The sequence below is a fragment of the Amycolatopsis sp. genome (assembly GCF_035546795.1).
Taxonomy (GTDB): domain Bacteria; phylum Actinomycetota; class Actinomycetes; order Mycobacteriales; family Pseudonocardiaceae; genus Amycolatopsis_E.
The window spans coordinates 37,912-55,312 of record NZ_DASZWC010000024.1 but is presented as its reverse complement, the minus strand read 5'-3'; the positions used below and the strand labels follow the sequence as shown (position 1 = coordinate 55,312).

Genomic DNA, 17,401 nt, shown 5'->3' with positions numbered 1-17,401 from the left:
AGGATCACTCAACCCGCGGCCACCCCTCCCGGAAACTCACGGGGTGGGGAGCGAGCGGAGAAGGTCGCGCAGGCCGTCCGCGTCGAGGAGGTCGACGGGGCGGACTGTGTGGTCGTCGCGGACGTAGTGGAACGCGGCGCGGACCCGCTCCAGCGGGGTGCCGGACAGCGAAGCCCACGCCAGCCGGTACGCGGCGAGCTGGATGGACAGCGGGCGCAGCTTTCCCGGCTCGGGCACGGCGCCGGTCTTCCAGTCGACCACCGTCCAGCCGCCGTCGGGGTCGGCGAACACCGCGTCCATCCGGCCGCGCACCACGACTCCGTCGACCTCGGTCGAGAACGGCACCTCCACCTCGTGCGGCGTCCGGTGCGCCCAGCTGCTCGCCTCGAACGCCTCGCGCAGCGCGTCCAGAGCCTCGTCGGGGGCTGCGCCGTCGTCGGCCGCGCCGGGCAGGTCGTCGATCTCCAGCAGCCGCTCCCCCTCGAACCGCCGTTCCAGCCAGCCGTGAAAAGCAGTGCCACGGCGCGCGAAAGTGTTGGGGGGCACCGGAAGCGGCCGCCGCAACCGCCGCGCCAGCGCCCCGGGGTCACGAGCCAGCTCGACCAGCTGGCTGACCGAGAGATGCCCGGGCAGCGCCACGTCTTCCCCCGCCCGCGCGGCCGAAGCGCGTTCGGCCAGGAGCACGTCCGTGTCGGCGATCCAGCCGTCCGGGTCGTCCTCCTCCTCGGAGATTTCCCCGGACGCCAACGCGGACAGCACCAGATCCGCGCCCTCGGCGACCGCGGCCCGGCGCGCGCCCAGCGGATCGACCGGCCAGCGCGCCGAACGGGATTCGGCGACCAGCGGGTTTTCCTGGTCTGCCGGCGGCTCCTCGGCCAGTACGGAGATCGCGTCTTCGCCTGCCAGTTCGAGCACCTCGGTGAGAAAGTCCGACGGCCCCTTCGGCCTCGTGCTCGTCTCGTTCCACCAATACCCCGAAACCAGCAGCGCGTGCTCGGACCTGGTCAACGCGACGTAGCAAAGCCGCCGCTCCTCCTCGGCCTCACGATCGGCGAACGCCGCCTCGTGCTCCTCGAAACCCTCGATCAGCTCCTTGCGGTCCATCCCGTCGGACACACGCAGCTTCGGCAGGTCCTGCGAGTCACCCCGCAGCGAAGCCGGCAGCGAAGTCACCGTGCGCAGCCAGGACGACGAGCGGCGTTTGTTCGGGAACACCTCCCGCACCAGATGCGGCACGGCGACGACCTGCCACTCCAGGCCCTTCGCCGAATGGGCCGTCAGCACCTGCACCCGGTCCGGCAGCACCTCGACCTCGCCGGGCGTCAGCCCGTCCTCGGCGTGCGCCGCGGTGGCCAGATAGTCCACAAAGGACATCAGCGTCGCGTCCGGGGACGACTCGGCGAAATCCGCGACCACATCGGCGAACGCGTCGAGATGCGCGCGCCCGGCGCCACCGGGCCGCGCCAGCGATTCCACATCCAGCAGCAAGGTGCGTTCGACGTCGGCCACCAGCTCGGGCAACGACTGGTCGAGACGGCGGCGCAGCGCGGACAGCTCGGCCGCGATGCGCCGGATCCGCCGGTAGCCCTGCTCGGAGTACCGGGCCGGGTCGCCAGGGTCGTCGAGCGCGTCGATCAGTCCGGTCTGCTCCGCGCGTTCCGCGAACAGCTCGTCCACAGTGGACTCCGCGGTCGGCGGCGGGGCGGCGATCTCGTTGGCGCGGCGCCACAACGCCGCGAGATCCGATGCCGCCAGCCGCCAGCGCGCACCGGTCAGCAGCCGCGCCGCGGCGGTGCCTGCCAGCGGATCGGACAGCACCCGCAGCGTCGCCACCAGGTCGGCGACCTCGGGCTCGTCGAGCAGACCGCCGAGCCCGACCACCTCGACGGGCAGCCCGCGAGCCCGCAGCTCCGCCGCGATGGGCGCCATGTCCGCGCGCCGCCGCACGAGAACGGCCGCCGTCGGCGGTGAGTCCGTCGCCTCCAGCCAGGCGAACCACCGCCTCGCCAGCGCGTCGGCAACCCACTCCCGTTCCTTGCGCACGTCCGGCAGCAGGGCGCACTCGATGTCCGCCGGGCCGGCTCCCTCGCGCGCACGCAGCCGTTCGACCCCGAGACCACGGGCGCGCAGCGGTTCGGCGATACCGTTGGCGAGATTCAGCACCTCCGCCGGATTGCGGAAGCTGGTGAGCAGCCCGAAATCCCGGGCGGGCACCGGTTTCCCGTTCTCCCGGCGGGGAAAGTCGGTGGTGAACCGGGGCAGGTTGGCCGCGCTCGCGCCGCGCCAGCCGTAGATCGCCTGCGCCGGGTCACCCACCGCCGTGACCGGCAGCGGCGGATTCTCGACCCCGCCGAACAACGCGCGCAGCAGCACGCGCTGAGCGTGCCCGGTGTCCTGGTACTCGTCCAGCAGGACCGCGCCATAACGCTCGCGCTCCCCCGTCGCGACCTCGGGATGCGACGTCGCGAGCTGCGCTGCGAGCGACATCTGGTCGGCGAAGTCCAGCGCACCCTCGGCCCGCTTGCGCCGCTGATATCCCTCGATCAGCGGCAGCAACTCGAGCCGGAACCGTTGCGCCGCGGCGATTTCCGACAGCGCCTTCGGCAGCGCGGCACGCTGGCCTTTCGCCCTCGGCGCGCTCTCGATCAGCGCGCACAGCCAGTTCGAATACGCGGCGAGCTGGTGTTCTTCGACCAGATGCTCGCCGAGCTCACCGGTCAACGCCAGCAGCTGCGCGGTGACCGAGGCCGGCACCCGGTCCGTCTCGAGATCATTGTCCCAAGTGGACACGACCCGGTGCGCGAACTGCCACGACGCGGTTTCCGACAGCAGCCGCACACCGGGCTGCACCGGAAGCCGCAGGCCGTGTTCGGACAACAGCCGCCCCGCGTAGGCGTGATACGTCAGCACCGTCGGCTCACCGGCGATGACCGCCGCGCGCCGCGCGCCGCTCGGATCGACCCGTTCGAGCAGCCCCGAGCCGGCCAGCCGCCGCAGCCTGGCCCGCACCCGTTCCGCCAGCTGTCGCGCCGCCTTGCGGGTGAACGTGAGCCCCAGCACCCGCTCCGGGGTGACGACCCCGTTGGCCACCAGCCAGACGACCCTGGCGGCCATGGTTTCCGTCTTGCCCGCGCCCGCGCCCGCCACCACCAGCGCGGGCTCGATCGGGGCGGCGATCACCGCGGCTTGCTCGGGGGTGGGCGGATGCAGGCCGAGCGCGGCCGCGACCTCGGCGGGCGAGACCAGCGTCATCCGTCCGTCACCTGCCTGCCCTCCGGCCGCAGCGGGCAGGATCCCCTTGCCGGGCAACGATCGCAGTCGGCGTTCTCGGTCGCCTGGTACTCCGGCCCCGATGCCGACGTCGCGACCTCACGCACCAGTTCGAGCCAGCGACGGCCGCTTTCGTCGTCCAGCGCCGGCTGGTCGCGCTGCGTCGCACCGGTCTTGTTGTGCGACTTTGCCAGATACACCAAGCGCGCGCCGCCTGGGCGTTTGTCCTCGCCGAAAGCGCCGAGCAGCACCGAAAGCTGGTATGCCGCCAGCTGGGGATGCAGCTCGGCGTCGGCGGCGGTGACCGGTGTCCTGCCGGTTTTGAGGTCGACGATCACCGGCCTGCCGTCCTTGTCGGACTCCAGCCTGTCCACCCGGCCACGCAGCCGGATCAGCATCCCGTCCTCGCCGAGCGGCAGCTCCACCTCGATGTCCTGCTCCACGCCGAGCTGCGTGAGCTCGGCGCGGCTGGTGTTCAGCCAGGTCAGGAAGTTCTGCACCATCTGCTCGACGCGGGCCCGCTCGCGCCGGGAGAACCACGGGGCCCCGGCGTCGACCTTCGTCCACGCTTCGTCGAGCGCCTGCCGGAGGGCCTGATCGTCCATCCCGCTCGCCGCCGCCTGCGCGAGCCCGTGCACCAGCGTGCCGGTGATGGCGGCGAGCTGCGCCGGGTCGCTGCCGCCGTGCCGCTCGATCAGCCAGCGCAACGGGCAACGGGCCAGCGTGTCCACAGTGGATGGTGAAATCCGGACGACGTCACCCACGCCGTAAAGTGGTTCGGTCGAGGACGGATCCGTGATGCCGTACCAGGAATCGGGATGCGCGCCCGGCACCCCGTCGGCGGCGAGCCGGGCGAGCTGACGTGCCGCACGCTCTCGGCGCTCCGGCTCGGTGTCCGGATCACACACCGCCTTCCGCAGCTCGCCGACCAGCTCGGCGAGCACCAGGGAACGCCCTGGCGCCTTCATCCTGGAGTCCATTCCGGACTCGTCGGCGCTGTTCGACTCGAGGTCGTCCACGAACCGGGAAGGCTGCTCGTCCTCCCCCGCCACGGCACTGACCAGCAGCGTTTCCCGTGCCCGGCTCGCCGCGACGTAGAACAGGCGGCGCTCCTCGGCGAGAATGGGCGCGGTGGCGGACACTGTGTCACCGTCCACACCGGACAGCAGGTCGACGAGCTTCTCCACGCCCAGCAGCGATCCGCGCAACCGCAGATCGGGCCAGCTGCCTTCCTGGACACCGGCCACCGCCACCACTGTCCACTCGCGACCAGCGGCACCGTGCGCGGTCAGCAACGAGACACCCTCGCCGCGAGCCGCTACCGGAGCCAAGCTGTCGCCGGCGATGTTCTGCGACGAAAGGTAGTCCGCGAACGAGGCGACACTGGCCTTGGGCAACCGATCCACGTAGTTGCCTGCCGCGTGAAACAGGGCGACGATCGCGTCGAGATCCCGGTCCGCCTGCGAGCCCAGCGTGCCCCCGCGCGCGGACAACCGAACCAGCCGCGGCTGCTGTTCACTCGCCTTCCACAGCTCCCACAGCACCTGCTCCACCGAAGCGCCCCGCCGGATCTCGGCTGCCGTAACCTCGATCAGGCTGCCAACGCGGCGGATCGGCCTGGCTTCGGCGTCGGCGAGCGCACCGAGCTTGTCGTTGTCCCGCAACACTTCCAGCAGCAACTCGTCGCTGGAACGCTCCCCACCGGCGGCAAGCTCCAAGCGCCGCAGGCCGCGCCGCATCCGGCGCAGCGCCAACGGATCGGCGCCGCCGAGCGGCGAGGACAGCAACATCTCGGCGATGTCCACGGTGAGCGCATCGGGGTTCGAAGCCACCCGTAGCACCGCCAGCAGCGGCCGGACGGCGGGCTGCCTGGCCAGCGGCAGCTCCTCCGCGGCCGAGGCGATCGGCACGCCCGCGGCGCGCAAAGCTCGCTGCAGCACCGGGAAAGAACGCCCCGGCGAGCGGACCAGCACGGCCATCTCCGACCACGGCACCTCCTCGGTGAGGTGGGCACGCCGCAACTGGTCCGCGATCCAGCTCGCCTCCGCCGACGGTGTCGGCATGAGGCGGACCTTGACCGCGCCTTCCGGCGCGTCCGGGTTCGGGGCGGGCATGCGGTGGCGGTTCGCGCCGGGCAGCGTGCCCGCGAACCGGCTGACCGCCGAATGCACCGCCTGACTCAGGCGATGGGTGCGGGTGAGCGTGATCGTGTTGTCCCCGCTGGGATCCGCGTCGGTGAGCAGGGTGGGATCCGCGCCACGGAAGGAGAAAATGCCCTGATCGGGATCTCCGGCGACCACGAAGTCCTCGGCCGCGGAGCCGAGCAGCCGCAGCAGCCGGAACTGGAGGTGGTCGAGGTGCTGCGCGTCGTCGACGAACACGTGCCGGATCCGCGCCTGCTCACGGGTCAGCAGGTCCGGGTCGCCCTCCATCTCCACGAGCGCGTTCGCGACCAGCTCCGCCGCGTCCAGCGCCGGCGCACCGCCCGCGCCCTGCAGCACCGTGACTTCCTCGTACTGCCGCCAGAACACGCCCGCCGCGATCCACTGTGGACGTTCGGTGCGGTTGCCGAGCTTGACCAGATCCTCCGGGCCGAGGCCGCGCTCGGCCGCGCGCAGGATCAGATCCCGCAGCTCCTCGGCGAACCCGGGCACGGCCAACGCTGGCCGCAGCTGCTCCGGCCAGTCTTCGGCGCCCTCCTCGAGGTCACCGGCCAGCAGCTCGCGGACCACCACGTCCTGCTCCGGGCTGGACAGCAGCCGCGGCGCCGGCATCTCCTGCGCGTTGGCCTGCAGGCGAAGCAGCGCGAACGCGTACGAATGCACAGTGCGCACGATGGGTTCACGGATCGTGCGGCCGTCCAAACCCGACGTGACCCGGCGGGTGATCTCCGCGCGCAGCGCGTTCGCGGCACGACGGGAAGTGGTGAGCACCAGCAGCCGCTGCGGGTCGACCCCACTGTCGATACGGCTCGCGGCGGCCGTGGCCAGCAACGACGTCTTGCCGGTGCCCGGCCCGCCGAGGACACGGACGAACCCGCCAGGGCGCTCGATCACCGCGCGGGCAGCGGGCTCCCAGCTCTGCGGACGCGGCGGTTCGGCAGGGCGGCGGACCAGCCGTGCGCCCTTGGTTCCCGTACCGCGTGCACTCACGAAAACGATGGAATCACGTCCGTCCGACAACTCGGCGCACCGGCACACCTTCCGGCGTAGGTTTGCCCTGTGGACGAGCAGTTGCACGAGCGTGTTCGAGAGGTCATCTCCACGGTGCCGGCAGGCAAGGTCGCCACGTACGGCGACATCGCGGCGATCGCGGGCGCCCCGTCGCCGCGGCTGATCGGGCGCGTGCTGTCGGAGGACGGCCACGACCTGCCGTGGCACCGGATCCTGCGCGCCAACGGCACCCCTGCCCCGCATCTCGCCCACCGCCAGCTCGAACTGCTGCGCGCGGAGGGCGTGCTCGCGGACGGTCAGCGAGTGAGCCTCCGCACGTACCGCTGGCAGCCTTGAACCATTGCCCGTTCCGCGTTGCTTAGGTTAGCCTCACCTTTATGGACGTGCGGGAGGCTCAAGTGACGGCGGTGCGGCGGGTGACTCCGGGCATGGCGCGGGTCAGCTTCGCCGGTGACGAGCTCCATCTGTGCGCGGGCTCGTGCGCCGACGCGTACCTCAAGCTGTTCTTTCCCTTGCCAGGACAGGAAAAGCCGCAGTTGCCCGACCTGCCGGGGGACACCTGGTACCGCACCTACCTCGCGATGCCGGACGAGATTCGCCCGCCGATGCGCACCTACACGATCCGCGAGCACCGCGGTTCGGAGCTGGATATCGACTTCGTGCTGCACGGCGACGGCGGCCCGGCCAGCCGGTGGGCCAACCGGGTCCAGCCGGGCGATCACGTCGCACTGATCGGGCCCGGCGGCCTGCACGTCGTCCCCGAACAGACCGACTGGCAGCTGCTGGTCGGCGACGAAACGGCACTGCCCGCGATCGGGGCGATCCTCGCCGACCTGCCCCGCGGCGCCGTGGCCCGCGCCTACATCGAGATCGACGACCTGGCCGAGGAACAGGAACTCGCCACCGACGGTGACGTCGAGATCAACTGGGTGCACCGGGGCTCAAGCCCACACGGCGCGGCTTTGCTCAGCGCGGTGCGCGAAGCGAAGTTCCCCGACGGAGCGCCCTACGCGTGGATCTCGGGCGAAGCGGGAATGGTCAAGTACGCCCGACGCCACCTCGTCCGCGAGCGCGGCGTCGACAAGCGGGCGATCACCTTCACCGGCTACTGGCGCAAGGGCGTCAACCAGGACGACGACGCGGCCGAGAGCCTGCGCAAGTACGAAGCAGGCGAACCCCTCGACGAGGACTAGGAACCCAGCTCGGCAACGAGGAGTTTCACCAGCGCGCCAAGGCGTTGCCGCTCCGGCTGCAACGTCGGTACGCCCACCTTCGTCAGCGGCGCGGCCGTCACCGGCCCGACGCAGGCACACACGACGTCACCGTGCAGGGCCTGCAACAGCTCGTCGTAACGCCCACGCTCACGCGCCAGGCTGAGCAGGTTCGACGTGGCCGGGGCGCTGGTGAACGCAAGCGCTTGCACCTGCTTGCCCAGCACCTCGTCCAGCAGCCGCCGCGCCGGCTGCAAGTCCGCCGGCCACTCCCACCGATACGGCTGCACCTCGATCAGCCGCGCGCCCGCCGCGGCCAGCGCCTCGGTGTGCTCGATGAGGGGCGAACCGTGCAGCTGGACGGCGACGCGCAGCCCGGACACCCCGATCTCCTGCAGGTGCGCGAACAACTGACGATTGCTCTCCTCGGGCGCGGACCACTCCTCCGTCAGCCCGCGGCCGCGGACCGCGCCCCTGCCCTTCGGACCGCGGGTGAAAATCCGGGCCTGGCGGAGCGTGTCCTGCAACTGCTCGCACAGGCCCCAGCCTTCGGCCGCCTCCAGCCAGCCGCGGAACCCTGCGCCCGTCGTCACGGCGAGCACATCGATTCCTTCCGAGAGCACGGTTTCCGTCGCCGCCCGCAGCTTCGTGTCGTCGGGCAGCGGGACGATGTGGATCAACGGCGCGTGGCGCACGGTCGCGCCGTTGCGTTCGAGCGCGCCGATGAACTCCTCGGCGCGACGCTCCGCGGTCACGCCGATGATGACGCCAGACAGATCAGCCATAGTTCTCGCCCATCTTCGCGACGGCCCCGGCGATCCGCGCGCGAAGGTCCGCCGGTTCGAGCACCCGCAACTCCGGGCCGAACCGCAACAGTTCGCCGAGCGCCGGGGCGCCCGGCTCCACCGGTAACTCCACCCGCAACCACCCGTCCTCATCCGGTTCACCGCGCGTCTCCCGCAGCGCGCGGGCACCGACCGCGCCCAGGTAGAACGGTACGAGATCGCGGCCGAGCGGGGAAAGCAGCACTACCGCGACCCTGGGGTACATCCGCCGCTCGAACTGCTCCGACCAGACTCGCCAGTACTCCGCGAGATCGAACTCCGCCGGTCGCTCGAACGTTTCGCCCAGCTCCTCCAGTTCGAGGATGCGGGACACCCGGTACGTCCGGTCCGTACCGTCGCGCCGGGCCGCAACATACCAGTTCCCGGCCTTGAGTATCAGCCCCAGCGGGTCCAGCACCCGCTCGACCTCGCTGTTGTCCCACCGGCGGTAGCGGACCTTCACCCGGGTGCTGTGCCACACCGCCCGCGCGAGCTCGGCCAGGTTCGGCAGGCTTTCGATGCCGCGGAACCAGCCCGGCACATCGAGCAGGAAGCGCTCGGCGACGTGCCCGGCGCGGGTGCGCAACTCAGCCGGCAACGCGGCGTGCAGCTTGAGCTGCGCGGCGGCGAGCACGGTGCCGAGGCCCAGCTCGGCCGCGGCACCGGGCAGCCCGGTGAGCGCAAGCGATTGCGCCTCTTCCTCGGTGAGGCCCGTCAGCCGGGTGCGATAGCCGTCCACCAGCTGATATCCGCCCGTGCGGCCGCGGTCGGCATACACCGGGACACCGGCGGCCGAGAGCGCTTCGATGTCCCGGTACACCGTGCGTACCGAGACCTCCAGCTCCGCGGCCAGTTCTTCGGCCGTCAGCCGGCCCCGGTTCTGCAGCAGCAACAGCACCGAGAGCAACCTGCTCGCTCGCATACTGTGCCTTTCGTTACCAATCCGACCACAGTCACGGCGGAAACGGGTTTCCACCAGCTTGTCGGCTGCGGACCGTGTCCGCCTGCCTTGGTCGGACCGGTAAATCTGATTCTCCCCGAAAAACCTGACATTGGCTGACAGGTATTGGCGTGATGCTGTGTTCATGACAAACACGTTCGCCATGAAGAACTGGGAAGAAGCCGTCGTCTCGGGGCCGGAGGACGGGCCGCGTTTCGCGCACGCGCACGCGACCTTCGAGTACAGCGGCCTGATCGAGGGCAACTCGGCCTGTGACTTCCTGCTGTACTACGCGGGCGAAGGCTACGACGGTGCGGGACAAACAGCGCCTGGGCTCGAGCGCATCGACGGCAGTGTCGACGGCCGGAAGGGCAGTTTCGTCATCCGGCACGAGGTAGGTTACGGAAACGAGGGCGTGCGGGGCTCGTTCACCGTGGTGCCGGGTTCCGGGACGGGTGAGCTGGCCGGGCTGGCGGGCTCCGGGACGGTCGCCGGGGCCGGCGAGACGATGGACTACACGTTCGAATACTCGCTGTGAGGAGTTCGCGTTGCTGGAAGTGGATCGCGAACAGGTGCTCGCCTACCGGATAGCGGCACAGGGCCTGCACCGGGAGACCGGCGACGCGAACTCGCTGGCCGTGTTCGATCTCGGCTTGCAGAGCACCATGCGGGACACCGCGGCGGTCTCTCTGGTGGCGCGGCTGACCGGCGACGTGGGCGAAGAGCCGCTGGTGGACGATCCACGGTTCGCGCTGGCCTGGACGCACCGGGGCGCGCCGCACTTTCACCGGACGTCGGAGCTGTCCACGGTCACGGCGGCGCTCGTGCCGATCGACGAAGCGGATGCGATGGCGCGGATGCAATGGCAGCGGCGTCAGGTGGAAGCAGCCGGGATGAGCGCCACGGACGGGCTGTTCACGGCCGCGCGGGCGATCCGGAAGGTCGTGGACAAGCCGATGACCAAGGGCGCGGTGAGCACGGCCGTCACCAAGCTCATTCCGGACGGGTTGTCGTACTGGTGCCGGGGTTGCGGGGTGGTGCACATCCTGGAGCAGGTGATGCGCCTGGCCGCCGTGCACGGCGGCGCCCGGCTGGAGGCCGGCGCGTTCCCGGCGACGCTCGCACCGATCGAGGGCCGCGGGCGGATGCGCACCAAGCCGGACCTGGCGGCGGCCACCTCGGTAGTGGCCGCGTATCTGCGGTTGCACGGGCCCGCGGGCCCTTCGGAGGCCGCGGGGTTCGTGGGCACGACGGCGGCGAAGGCGAAGGCGATGTGGCCGTCGGAGCTCACCGAGGTGCGGGTCGACGGACGGCGCGCCTTCCTGCCGCCGGCCGAGGTGCGTTTGCTGGAGAACCCGCCGGAGCCGGACGTGGTGCGGTTGCTGCCGCCCTGGGACCCCTTCCTGCAGTCGCGAGACCGGGCGACGCTCGTGCCGGACAAGGCGCGGCAGAAGGAAATCTGGAAGATCCTCGGGAACCCGGGTGCGCTGCTGATCGATGGCGAGCTTGCCGGGAGCTGGCGCACGAAGGGCAGCGGGCGCAAACGCCTGGACTTCACGATGAGTCCATTTTGGAGCGTCCCACCCGCTGCCCGGAAAGCGGCCGAGGCCGAGGCCGAGCGCGTTGCGGCTACGCGCGGCTTCGCCGATCTCCGGGTGGCGTGGGGTTAGCTCGCCCGCGTTCAGGTGCACGGGGATCAGGTGAGGGCTGACATGGTGATCGTTTCTCGCACGGATGCCTCCTGACGTCGGCGAGTCACCCGTTAAACGCCGCCCGGCCCCCGGTCTGTTGCAGTACGGGCGAAAAAGGACTGACCGCCCGAACCCCGAGCGGTTCGAGCGGTCAGCCTTCGATGGATGGGCTCAGAAGGGGCCTCCGGGCCCACCGAAGTCGCCGAATCCACCCGGTCCGCCTGGGCCCGGACCGAACATGTGGTGGTGATGGCCCCCGAAGCCATCGAGCAGGGTGTCGAAGAGCAACGCCCCGCCGACCCCGGCCGCCCCGGCGACCAGTGCGGTCTTCCACCACGGCGTGCTGTACCAGCCCGCCGGCACCGGACGGCCCCCGACCTGCCCGCCCGGGTAGTAGTACGGCGTCGCGTCTCCCGGTTGAGGTGAGGCGTAGTGCTCCTGGTTGCCCACCACGACGCGCTGCCGTCCGGCGATGCTTTCGGTCTGGCCCAGCTCCGGGATTTCCGGTCCCGGATCCATGCCCAGCGCGGTCCGGGCCGCGCGGATGTAGTGCAGGCCCTCGATCGCGGTCTGCCCCGCGAGCGAGAACTGGGTCGCGGACCGGGCCTGCGCCAGTTCCGCGCCGGCCGCGTTGTACCGCTCGGCCGCGTCCGCCAGCGCCTGGGTGGCGGCGGTGTTGCCGGCGCCGTCGAGGCTGGTGATCCCCGCGCCGAGGCGTTCCACCCAGCGGCGGGCCTCCGCCTCGGCGTCACTCGGATTCTGCTGTCCACCCAACGGAAATCCACCACGGGAGGCGCCGGGCCGTTTGCTGAACGCCATGATCAGGCAGCCGACGATCACGACGAAGATGAGGAGGGTGAACAAACCCATCGGAAACCTCCTGTGGCCGAACTCGGGTCAGGTCGAAGACTGGGTGGAGGTGGCGGAGCTGCCCTGCTGCTGTCCCGGCATCCCGCCCGTGCCACCGTCCGGCGGGCCGTAGCCACCCATGCCGCCGCCGTAGCCACCCATGCCGCCGGGCCCCAGCTGCCCCGAAGTCGGGGTGGACGAACCGGAGCCCGAGGAGTGGCCGATGATGAAACCGATGCTGCCGCCCACGATGAGCGCGGCGGCCGCGAGCACACTGGCGATCAGGACGGAGAGCTGACGCGCCGGCTTGGCCGGCCTGACGGCAGGTGGGACGGGCGGCGCCGTGGGGGCTGCGGTCGCCGCGGCCGTCCCACCCTGCCCGGCCGGACCCTGGTGAGGGGCCGGCCCGCTGGGGGTCACAAAGCTCTCGGTCGGTGCATTCGCTTCACGCGGATCGCGTTGCGCCGGTTCGAACGTCATCGGGTTCTCTCTCTGGGCGTCCGGTTTGCTGACACCCACGACCTTCGTCCCGGCTCCTGGGAGCGTCGTGTGGGGAAGCTACGAGAGAGCTGTGAACCGTGCAGCCGGAGTAAGCCGAACCTAGGCCGCGACCAACGACCCCAGGGCGTGGCGGTACCGCCGCAAAACCAGATCCACCACCCCGGGATGCACACCCAACGGCTCGGCGACGACCTCCGCGCCGGAATCGTTCAGCCGCCGCTGGAACAACCCGGGCGCAAGCAGCCAAGACGCGATCGCCACCCGATGTCCGCGCCCCCGCGCATACGCCACAGCATCCGAAACCGAAGGCCGGGCCGTGGCGGCATAACCGACCCGCACCGACGTACCCAGTTGCATCGACAAGGCGTCCGCGGCCACCCGCACCTCCGCCAGAGCCCGCGGGTCGCTGGAACCGGCCGCGGCCAGCACGACCGCGTCACCGGAGCGGTAGCCTGCCCATTCCAGCCTGTCCCGCATCGCCTCGATCAGCTCGGGCGCCGGGCCGAACGCATCGGCCAGTACGACGTCGGGGTGGCCGCTCGCCGCGATCTGGGCCGGGATGTCCGTGCGCACGTGGTACCCCGACGCCAGGAACGCGGGCACCACCACGGCCTGGTGCCCGCGCACGGAATCCAGCACCGTCGTCACGTCGGGCCGGCGCACGTCTGCATACGCGACCCGCACCGAAACTCCCGCCTCCGCCCGGATCCGCGCCGCCAGCGCCTCGATCACCAGCGGGCCGGCGGGAGCGCGCGTGCCATGCGCGGCCAGGACGATCATCTGTCCACCGCCAGCCGGTAGCCGCGTTTCACCACGGTCTGCACGAGTTTCCCCTCGCCGAGCGAGGTGCGCAGCCGCCCGATCGCCGTTTCCACCGCATGCTCCTCCCCGCCGCTCGGCAGCGCCGCCGTCAGCTCCCGGCGCGAAACGACGCGCCCCGGCTCGACGGCCAGCGCGCGGAGCACAGCCATCGGCGCGGGCGCGACCTCGCACAACTGACCGTCCACAATGGCCGCTTGACCGCGCAGTTCGATCTGGCGCCCGGCCACGCGCAGCCGCGGCGAGCGTTCCATCAAGTGCTCGGCCACCGTCCGCGCCAGCGCGCCGATCCGCGCCCTGGCCGGTTGCACTGTCGGGATGCCGAACGCGGCGAGCGGAGCAGCGGTGATCGGACCGACGCAGGCGACCAGGACACGATGCGTGAGCGCGTCGACCAGTGCCGCCTGGCGGCCCGTCCGCTTCGCCATCGCGAGCATGCTCGCCGCTGCCGGCGCGCTGGTGAACGGCATCGCGTCGATCGCGCCGTCGAGCACCGCGTCCACCAGCCTGTCCAGCGGGCCGGGGTCGGCGGGACCGACCCAGCGGTACACCGGCACCTCGATCACCTCGGCGCCCGCCTCCCGCAACGAATCCACGAAGTACGGCAGCGGTTCGCCATGCAGCTGCACCGCTATCCGCTGACCCTCCACACCGGACTCCAGCAGGTGCTGCAACAGCTCCGCGTTGGACTCCGAGCCCGGCGAGTACTGCTCGCACAGCCCGGCCGCGCGGATCGCGCCACGCGCCTTCGGGCCGCGGGCCAGCAGGGTCGCCTTGTCCAGCCCCGTGAGCAGTTCCTCGCCGAGCCCCCATCCCTCGGCCGCCTCGATCCAGCCACGGAAGCCGATGCCGGTGGTGGCCACCACCGCGTCCACCGGCTCCTCCAGCAGACCCGTGGTGGCGGCATGCAGCTCCGTGTCGTCGGCCAGCGGCACGATCCGGATCGCCGGGCCGTAGCGGACCGACGCGCCCTTGCGCACCAGCAGCGCGCCGAGCTCGTCGGCACGCCGGGCGGCGGTGATGCCGACGGCGAATCCGGCTAGCGGCGGAATAGGCTCGGTCATGCGGCCCTACCTTCAAGGACGCGGCAAGCCGCGACAGTGTCGTTGGCCAGCATGACGTCGATGATTCGCTCGCAAGCGTCACTCATGCGGCCTCCTCAACGGACGCGGCAAGCCGCGACAGCATTCCAACGTCGGCCGGCATGGCGTTGGCTGATTCGGACCTGCAAGCAGTCCTCATGGGCGGATGTGCACCACACCATCTATCACTCGGACCTCGTAGACCCGGATGCGAACCGACTCGTCGTCGAGACAAACACCCGTCCGGAGGTCGAACCGCTGCTTGAGCAACGGCGACGAGACCGTGGGCACGCCGGCGCTGTCCCCGATGATGCCGCGCGAGAGTACCGCCGCCTTTCCGAACGGGTCCACATTGGACAACCCGTAGTACTCGTCCGAGGTGGTACGGAAAACCGCGACCTGCCTGCCGTCCGGTAGCAGCGCGGCGACGCCCCGGCCGGGAATCAGCCTGTCCGCCGGGCACACCGCTATCGTGCCGAGCTGTTCTTCCACCGCGGTCATCGGGAAACCACCTCCGGGACACCCAGCAGGACAGGGACCTTCTGCTCCCGTTCCGGACGGAACGAGATGGTCGGATCCGGCGTACCCGGTGCGTTGACGAAGGAGGTGAAGCGGGCCAGTTTCTCCGGATCCTCCAGCACACCGCGCCATTCGTCGGCGTAGTTCTCCACGTGCTTGGCCATCGCGGCGTCGAGTTCTTCGCAGATGCCGAGTTTATCGTCCACGATCACCGCGCGCAGGTGATCGAGCCCACCTTCCATCTCCTCGATCCACGGCGCGGTGCGCTGCAGCCGGTCGGCGGTGCGCACGTAGAACATCAGGAACCGGTCGATGTAGCGGATCAGCGTCTGGGAGTCCACATCGGACGCGAGCAGTTCCGCGTGCCGGGGCAGCGCGCCGCCGTTCCCGCCGACGTAAAGGTTCCAGCCCTTGTCCGTCGCGATCACACCGAAGTCCTTGCTGCGGGCCTCCGCGCATTCGCGGGCGCAGCCCGAGACCCCGGACTTGAGCTTGTGCGGCGAGCGGAGGCCGCGATAACGCAGCTCCAACTCCACGGCCATACCGACGCTGTCCTGCACACCGTAACGGCACCAGGTGGAACCGACGCACGACTTCACCGTGCGCAGTGCCTTCCCGTACGCGTGCCCGGATTCCATCCCCGCGTCCACCAGCCGCTTCCAGATGAACGGCAGCTGGTCGACGGTGGCGCCGAACATGTCGATCCGTTGCGCGCCGGTGATCTTGGTGTACAGCCCGAACTCGTCGGCCACTTCGGCGATCACCTTCAGCTTGGCCGGGCTGATCTCCCCGCCCGGCACTCGCGGCACGATCGAATAGGTCCCGTTGCGTTGCATGTTCGCCAGGAAGTGGTCGTTGGTGTCCTGCAACGAGGCCTGCTCGCCGTCGAGGATGTGCCCGCCCGCGCCGTCGGTGGTGCCGATCGTCGCCAGGATCGAGGCGACCGCGGGCTTGCACAGCGCGCAGCCGGATCCGGTGCCGTGCTTGGCGATCAGCTCGCCGAACGTGGTGATCCGGGTGGCCTTGATGATCTGGAACAGCTCCGCCCGCGAGTGCGTGAAATGCTCACACACCGCCTTCGACTGCACCACACCGCAAGCGTCGAGCAGCTTGGACAGTATCGGCACGCAGGAGCCACAGGTGGTGCCCGCCTTGGTGCAGCCCTTGATCGCCGCCACGCTGTCGCAGCCCTGCTCGGTGATCGCGTGCGTGATGGCGCCCTTGGTGACGTTGTTGCAGGAACACACCTGCGCGCCCTCAGGCAGCGCGTCGACGCCGACCGAGGCGCCGCCCTCCGGAGCCAGCATCGCGGCCGGGTCCGCCGGAAGCTTGCTGCCGACCAGCGGCCGCAACAGGTTGTAGGCGCTCGCATCACCGACCAGGACACCGCCGAGCAGTGTGCGCGATTCGTCCCCGGACACGACGAGCTTCTTGTAGTAGCCCGAAACGGCGTCGGCGAGCACGACCTCCAGCGAGCCCTCGGTCGCGGCGTGCGCGTCGCCGAAGCTGGCGACGTCGACGCCCATCAGCTTGAGCTTGGTGGACATGTCCGCGCCGGGGAACTCGCCGTCCTTGCCGAGCAGTTGCGCGGCGACGACCTCGGCCATCGTGTAGCCGGGCGCGACGAGCCCGTAGCACCGGCCCTCCACCGCCGCGCACTCCCCGATCGCGAACACGTCGGGATCGCTGGTACGGCACGAAAGATCCACCAGAACGCCACCGCGCTCCCCGACGTCCAAACGGGACTCGCGAGCCAGCTCGTCCCGGGGCCGCACCCCGGCGGAGAACACGATGAGGTCCAGATCCAGCTCGGTGCCGTTGGTGAGCTTGGTGTAGAGCCGGTTCCCATCCTGCTCGATCTTCTCCGACGAGGCTCCCGTGTGGACGGTCAGGTCGAGTTCGGTGACGAGCTTGCGCAGCAGGCGGCCGCCCCCGTCGTCCACCTGGATCGGCATCAGCCGGGGCGCCATCTCCACGACGTGCGGGGAAAGTCCCATATCCCGCAACGCTTTCGCCGCCTCCAGGCCGAGGAGCCCGCCGCCGACGACCATGGCGGCGGCGCGCCCCCGCCTCGTCGCCTTCGCCCGGTCGACGGCCGCGCGGATCGCGTCCAGGTCCTCGATCGTGCGGTAGACGAAGCAGCCCGGCAGGTCGTGCCCGGGAACCGGGGGCACGAACGGCCGGGAGCCGGTGGCGAGCACCAGCGCGTCGTAGGACACGCGGTACCCGCCGACGGTGGTCACCGTCTTGGCGGCACGGTCGATGCCGGCGACCGGGTCGTTCAGGCGCAGTTCCACCTGCGAATCCCCGGCGTAGTCCGAGCCGGGCAACGAGAGCGCCTCCGCCTGCCAACCGTCCACATAGGACGTCAACGCGACCCGGTCGTACGCCGCGCGCGGCTCCTCGGCGAGCACGATCACTCGCCAGGTGTGTTCGGTGTCCTCGGCCCGCAATGCCTCCACGAGCCGATGGCCCACCATGCCGTGTCCGACGACGACCAGCGTGCGCGTCATCTTCGTTCC

General features: G+C 70.7%; 14 protein-coding genes. 4 read left to right on the top strand and 10 right to left on the bottom strand.

What is annotated here, in order from left to right; all coding sequences use genetic code 11:
- Positions 1-36 precede the first annotated feature (36 nt).
- Together VHD82_RS15975 and VHD82_RS15970 are read right to left on the bottom strand one after the other, a co-directional pair.
- Complete coding sequence (locus VHD82_RS15975) at positions 37-3,252, bottom strand: ATP-dependent DNA helicase (RefSeq protein ID WP_325703533.1); 3,216 nt, start codon at positions 3,250-3,252, stop codon at positions 37-39.
- A complete protein-coding gene (locus VHD82_RS15970; RefSeq protein WP_325703530.1) occupies positions 3,249-6,422 on the bottom strand; it encodes an ATP-dependent DNA helicase in 3,174 nt (1,057 codons plus the stop codon). The genes VHD82_RS15975 and VHD82_RS15970 overlap by 4 nt, the downstream gene beginning before the upstream one ends.
- Positions 6,423-6,491: 69 nt before the next feature.
- Between VHD82_RS15970 and VHD82_RS15965 the strand changes: the two genes are divergently transcribed.
- The gene (locus tag VHD82_RS15965) at positions 6,492-6,779 is read left to right on the top strand and encodes an MGMT family protein (protein ID WP_325703527.1); all 288 of its coding nucleotides are present in this window, start codon (positions 6,492-6,494) and stop codon (positions 6,777-6,779) included.
- Positions 6,780-6,820: 41 nt separating this feature from the next.
- Positions 6,821-7,636, top strand: a complete 816-nt coding sequence (locus VHD82_RS15960) for a siderophore-interacting protein (protein ID WP_325703525.1) — start codon at positions 6,821-6,823, stop codon at positions 7,634-7,636.
- On the opposite strand, the gene VHD82_RS15955 is transcribed toward VHD82_RS15960, so the two are convergent.
- Positions 7,633-8,439, bottom strand: coding sequence for a uroporphyrinogen-III synthase (locus tag VHD82_RS15955; protein WP_325703523.1), 807 nt, complete (start codon positions 8,437-8,439; stop codon positions 7,633-7,635). The genes VHD82_RS15960 and VHD82_RS15955 overlap by 4 nt on opposite strands.
- The gene (locus tag VHD82_RS15950; protein WP_325703520.1) at positions 8,432-9,400 is read right to left on the bottom strand and encodes a YafY family protein; all 969 of its coding nucleotides are present in this window, start codon (positions 9,398-9,400) and stop codon (positions 8,432-8,434) included. Before VHD82_RS15950 ends, VHD82_RS15955 begins: the two co-directional genes overlap by 8 nt.
- A gap of 163 nt (positions 9,401-9,563) precedes the next feature.
- Here VHD82_RS15950 and VHD82_RS15945 point away from each other — a divergent pair, with 163 nt between their 5' ends.
- Entirely contained in the window at positions 9,564-9,956 is a 393-nt protein-coding gene (locus tag VHD82_RS15945; protein WP_325703517.1) for a DUF3224 domain-containing protein, read from the top strand.
- Between the two features lie 10 nt (positions 9,957-9,966).
- A complete protein-coding gene (locus VHD82_RS15940) occupies positions 9,967-11,088 on the top strand; it encodes a DNA glycosylase AlkZ-like family protein (RefSeq protein ID WP_325703514.1) in 1,122 nt (373 codons plus the stop codon).
- 192 nt (positions 11,089-11,280) lie between these two features.
- On the opposite strand, the gene VHD82_RS15935 is transcribed toward VHD82_RS15940, so the two are convergent.
- The 6 genes from VHD82_RS15935 to nirB all read right to left on the bottom strand — a co-directional run bounded on the left by VHD82_RS15935 (position 11,281) and on the right by nirB (position 17,392).
- Positions 11,281-11,979, bottom strand: coding sequence for a hypothetical protein (locus tag VHD82_RS15935; protein WP_325703511.1), 699 nt, complete (start codon positions 11,977-11,979; stop codon positions 11,281-11,283).
- A gap of 27 nt (positions 11,980-12,006) precedes the next feature.
- Positions 12,007-12,231, bottom strand: coding sequence for a hypothetical protein (locus VHD82_RS15930; RefSeq protein ID WP_325703508.1), 225 nt, complete (start codon positions 12,229-12,231; stop codon positions 12,007-12,009).
- A gap of 327 nt (positions 12,232-12,558) precedes the next feature.
- Positions 12,559-13,239 (bottom strand): sirohydrochlorin chelatase, encoded by a 681-nt coding sequence (locus VHD82_RS15925; RefSeq protein WP_325703505.1) that lies wholly within the window; start codon positions 13,237-13,239, stop codon positions 12,559-12,561.
- Positions 13,236-14,342: a uroporphyrinogen-III synthase gene (locus tag VHD82_RS15920; protein WP_325703502.1), complete on the bottom strand. Its 1,107-nt coding sequence runs from the start codon at positions 14,340-14,342 to the stop codon at positions 13,236-13,238. Before VHD82_RS15920 ends, VHD82_RS15925 begins: the two co-directional genes overlap by 4 nt.
- Positions 14,343-14,516: 174 nt before the next feature.
- A complete protein-coding gene (gene nirD / locus VHD82_RS15915) occupies positions 14,517-14,861 on the bottom strand; it encodes a nitrite reductase small subunit NirD (protein WP_325703499.1) in 345 nt (114 codons plus the stop codon).
- A complete protein-coding gene (gene nirB / locus VHD82_RS15910) occupies positions 14,858-17,392 on the bottom strand; it encodes a nitrite reductase large subunit NirB (protein ID WP_325703496.1) in 2,535 nt (844 codons plus the stop codon). Before nirB ends, nirD begins: the two co-directional genes overlap by 4 nt.
- Positions 17,393-17,401: the final 9 nt, after the last annotated feature.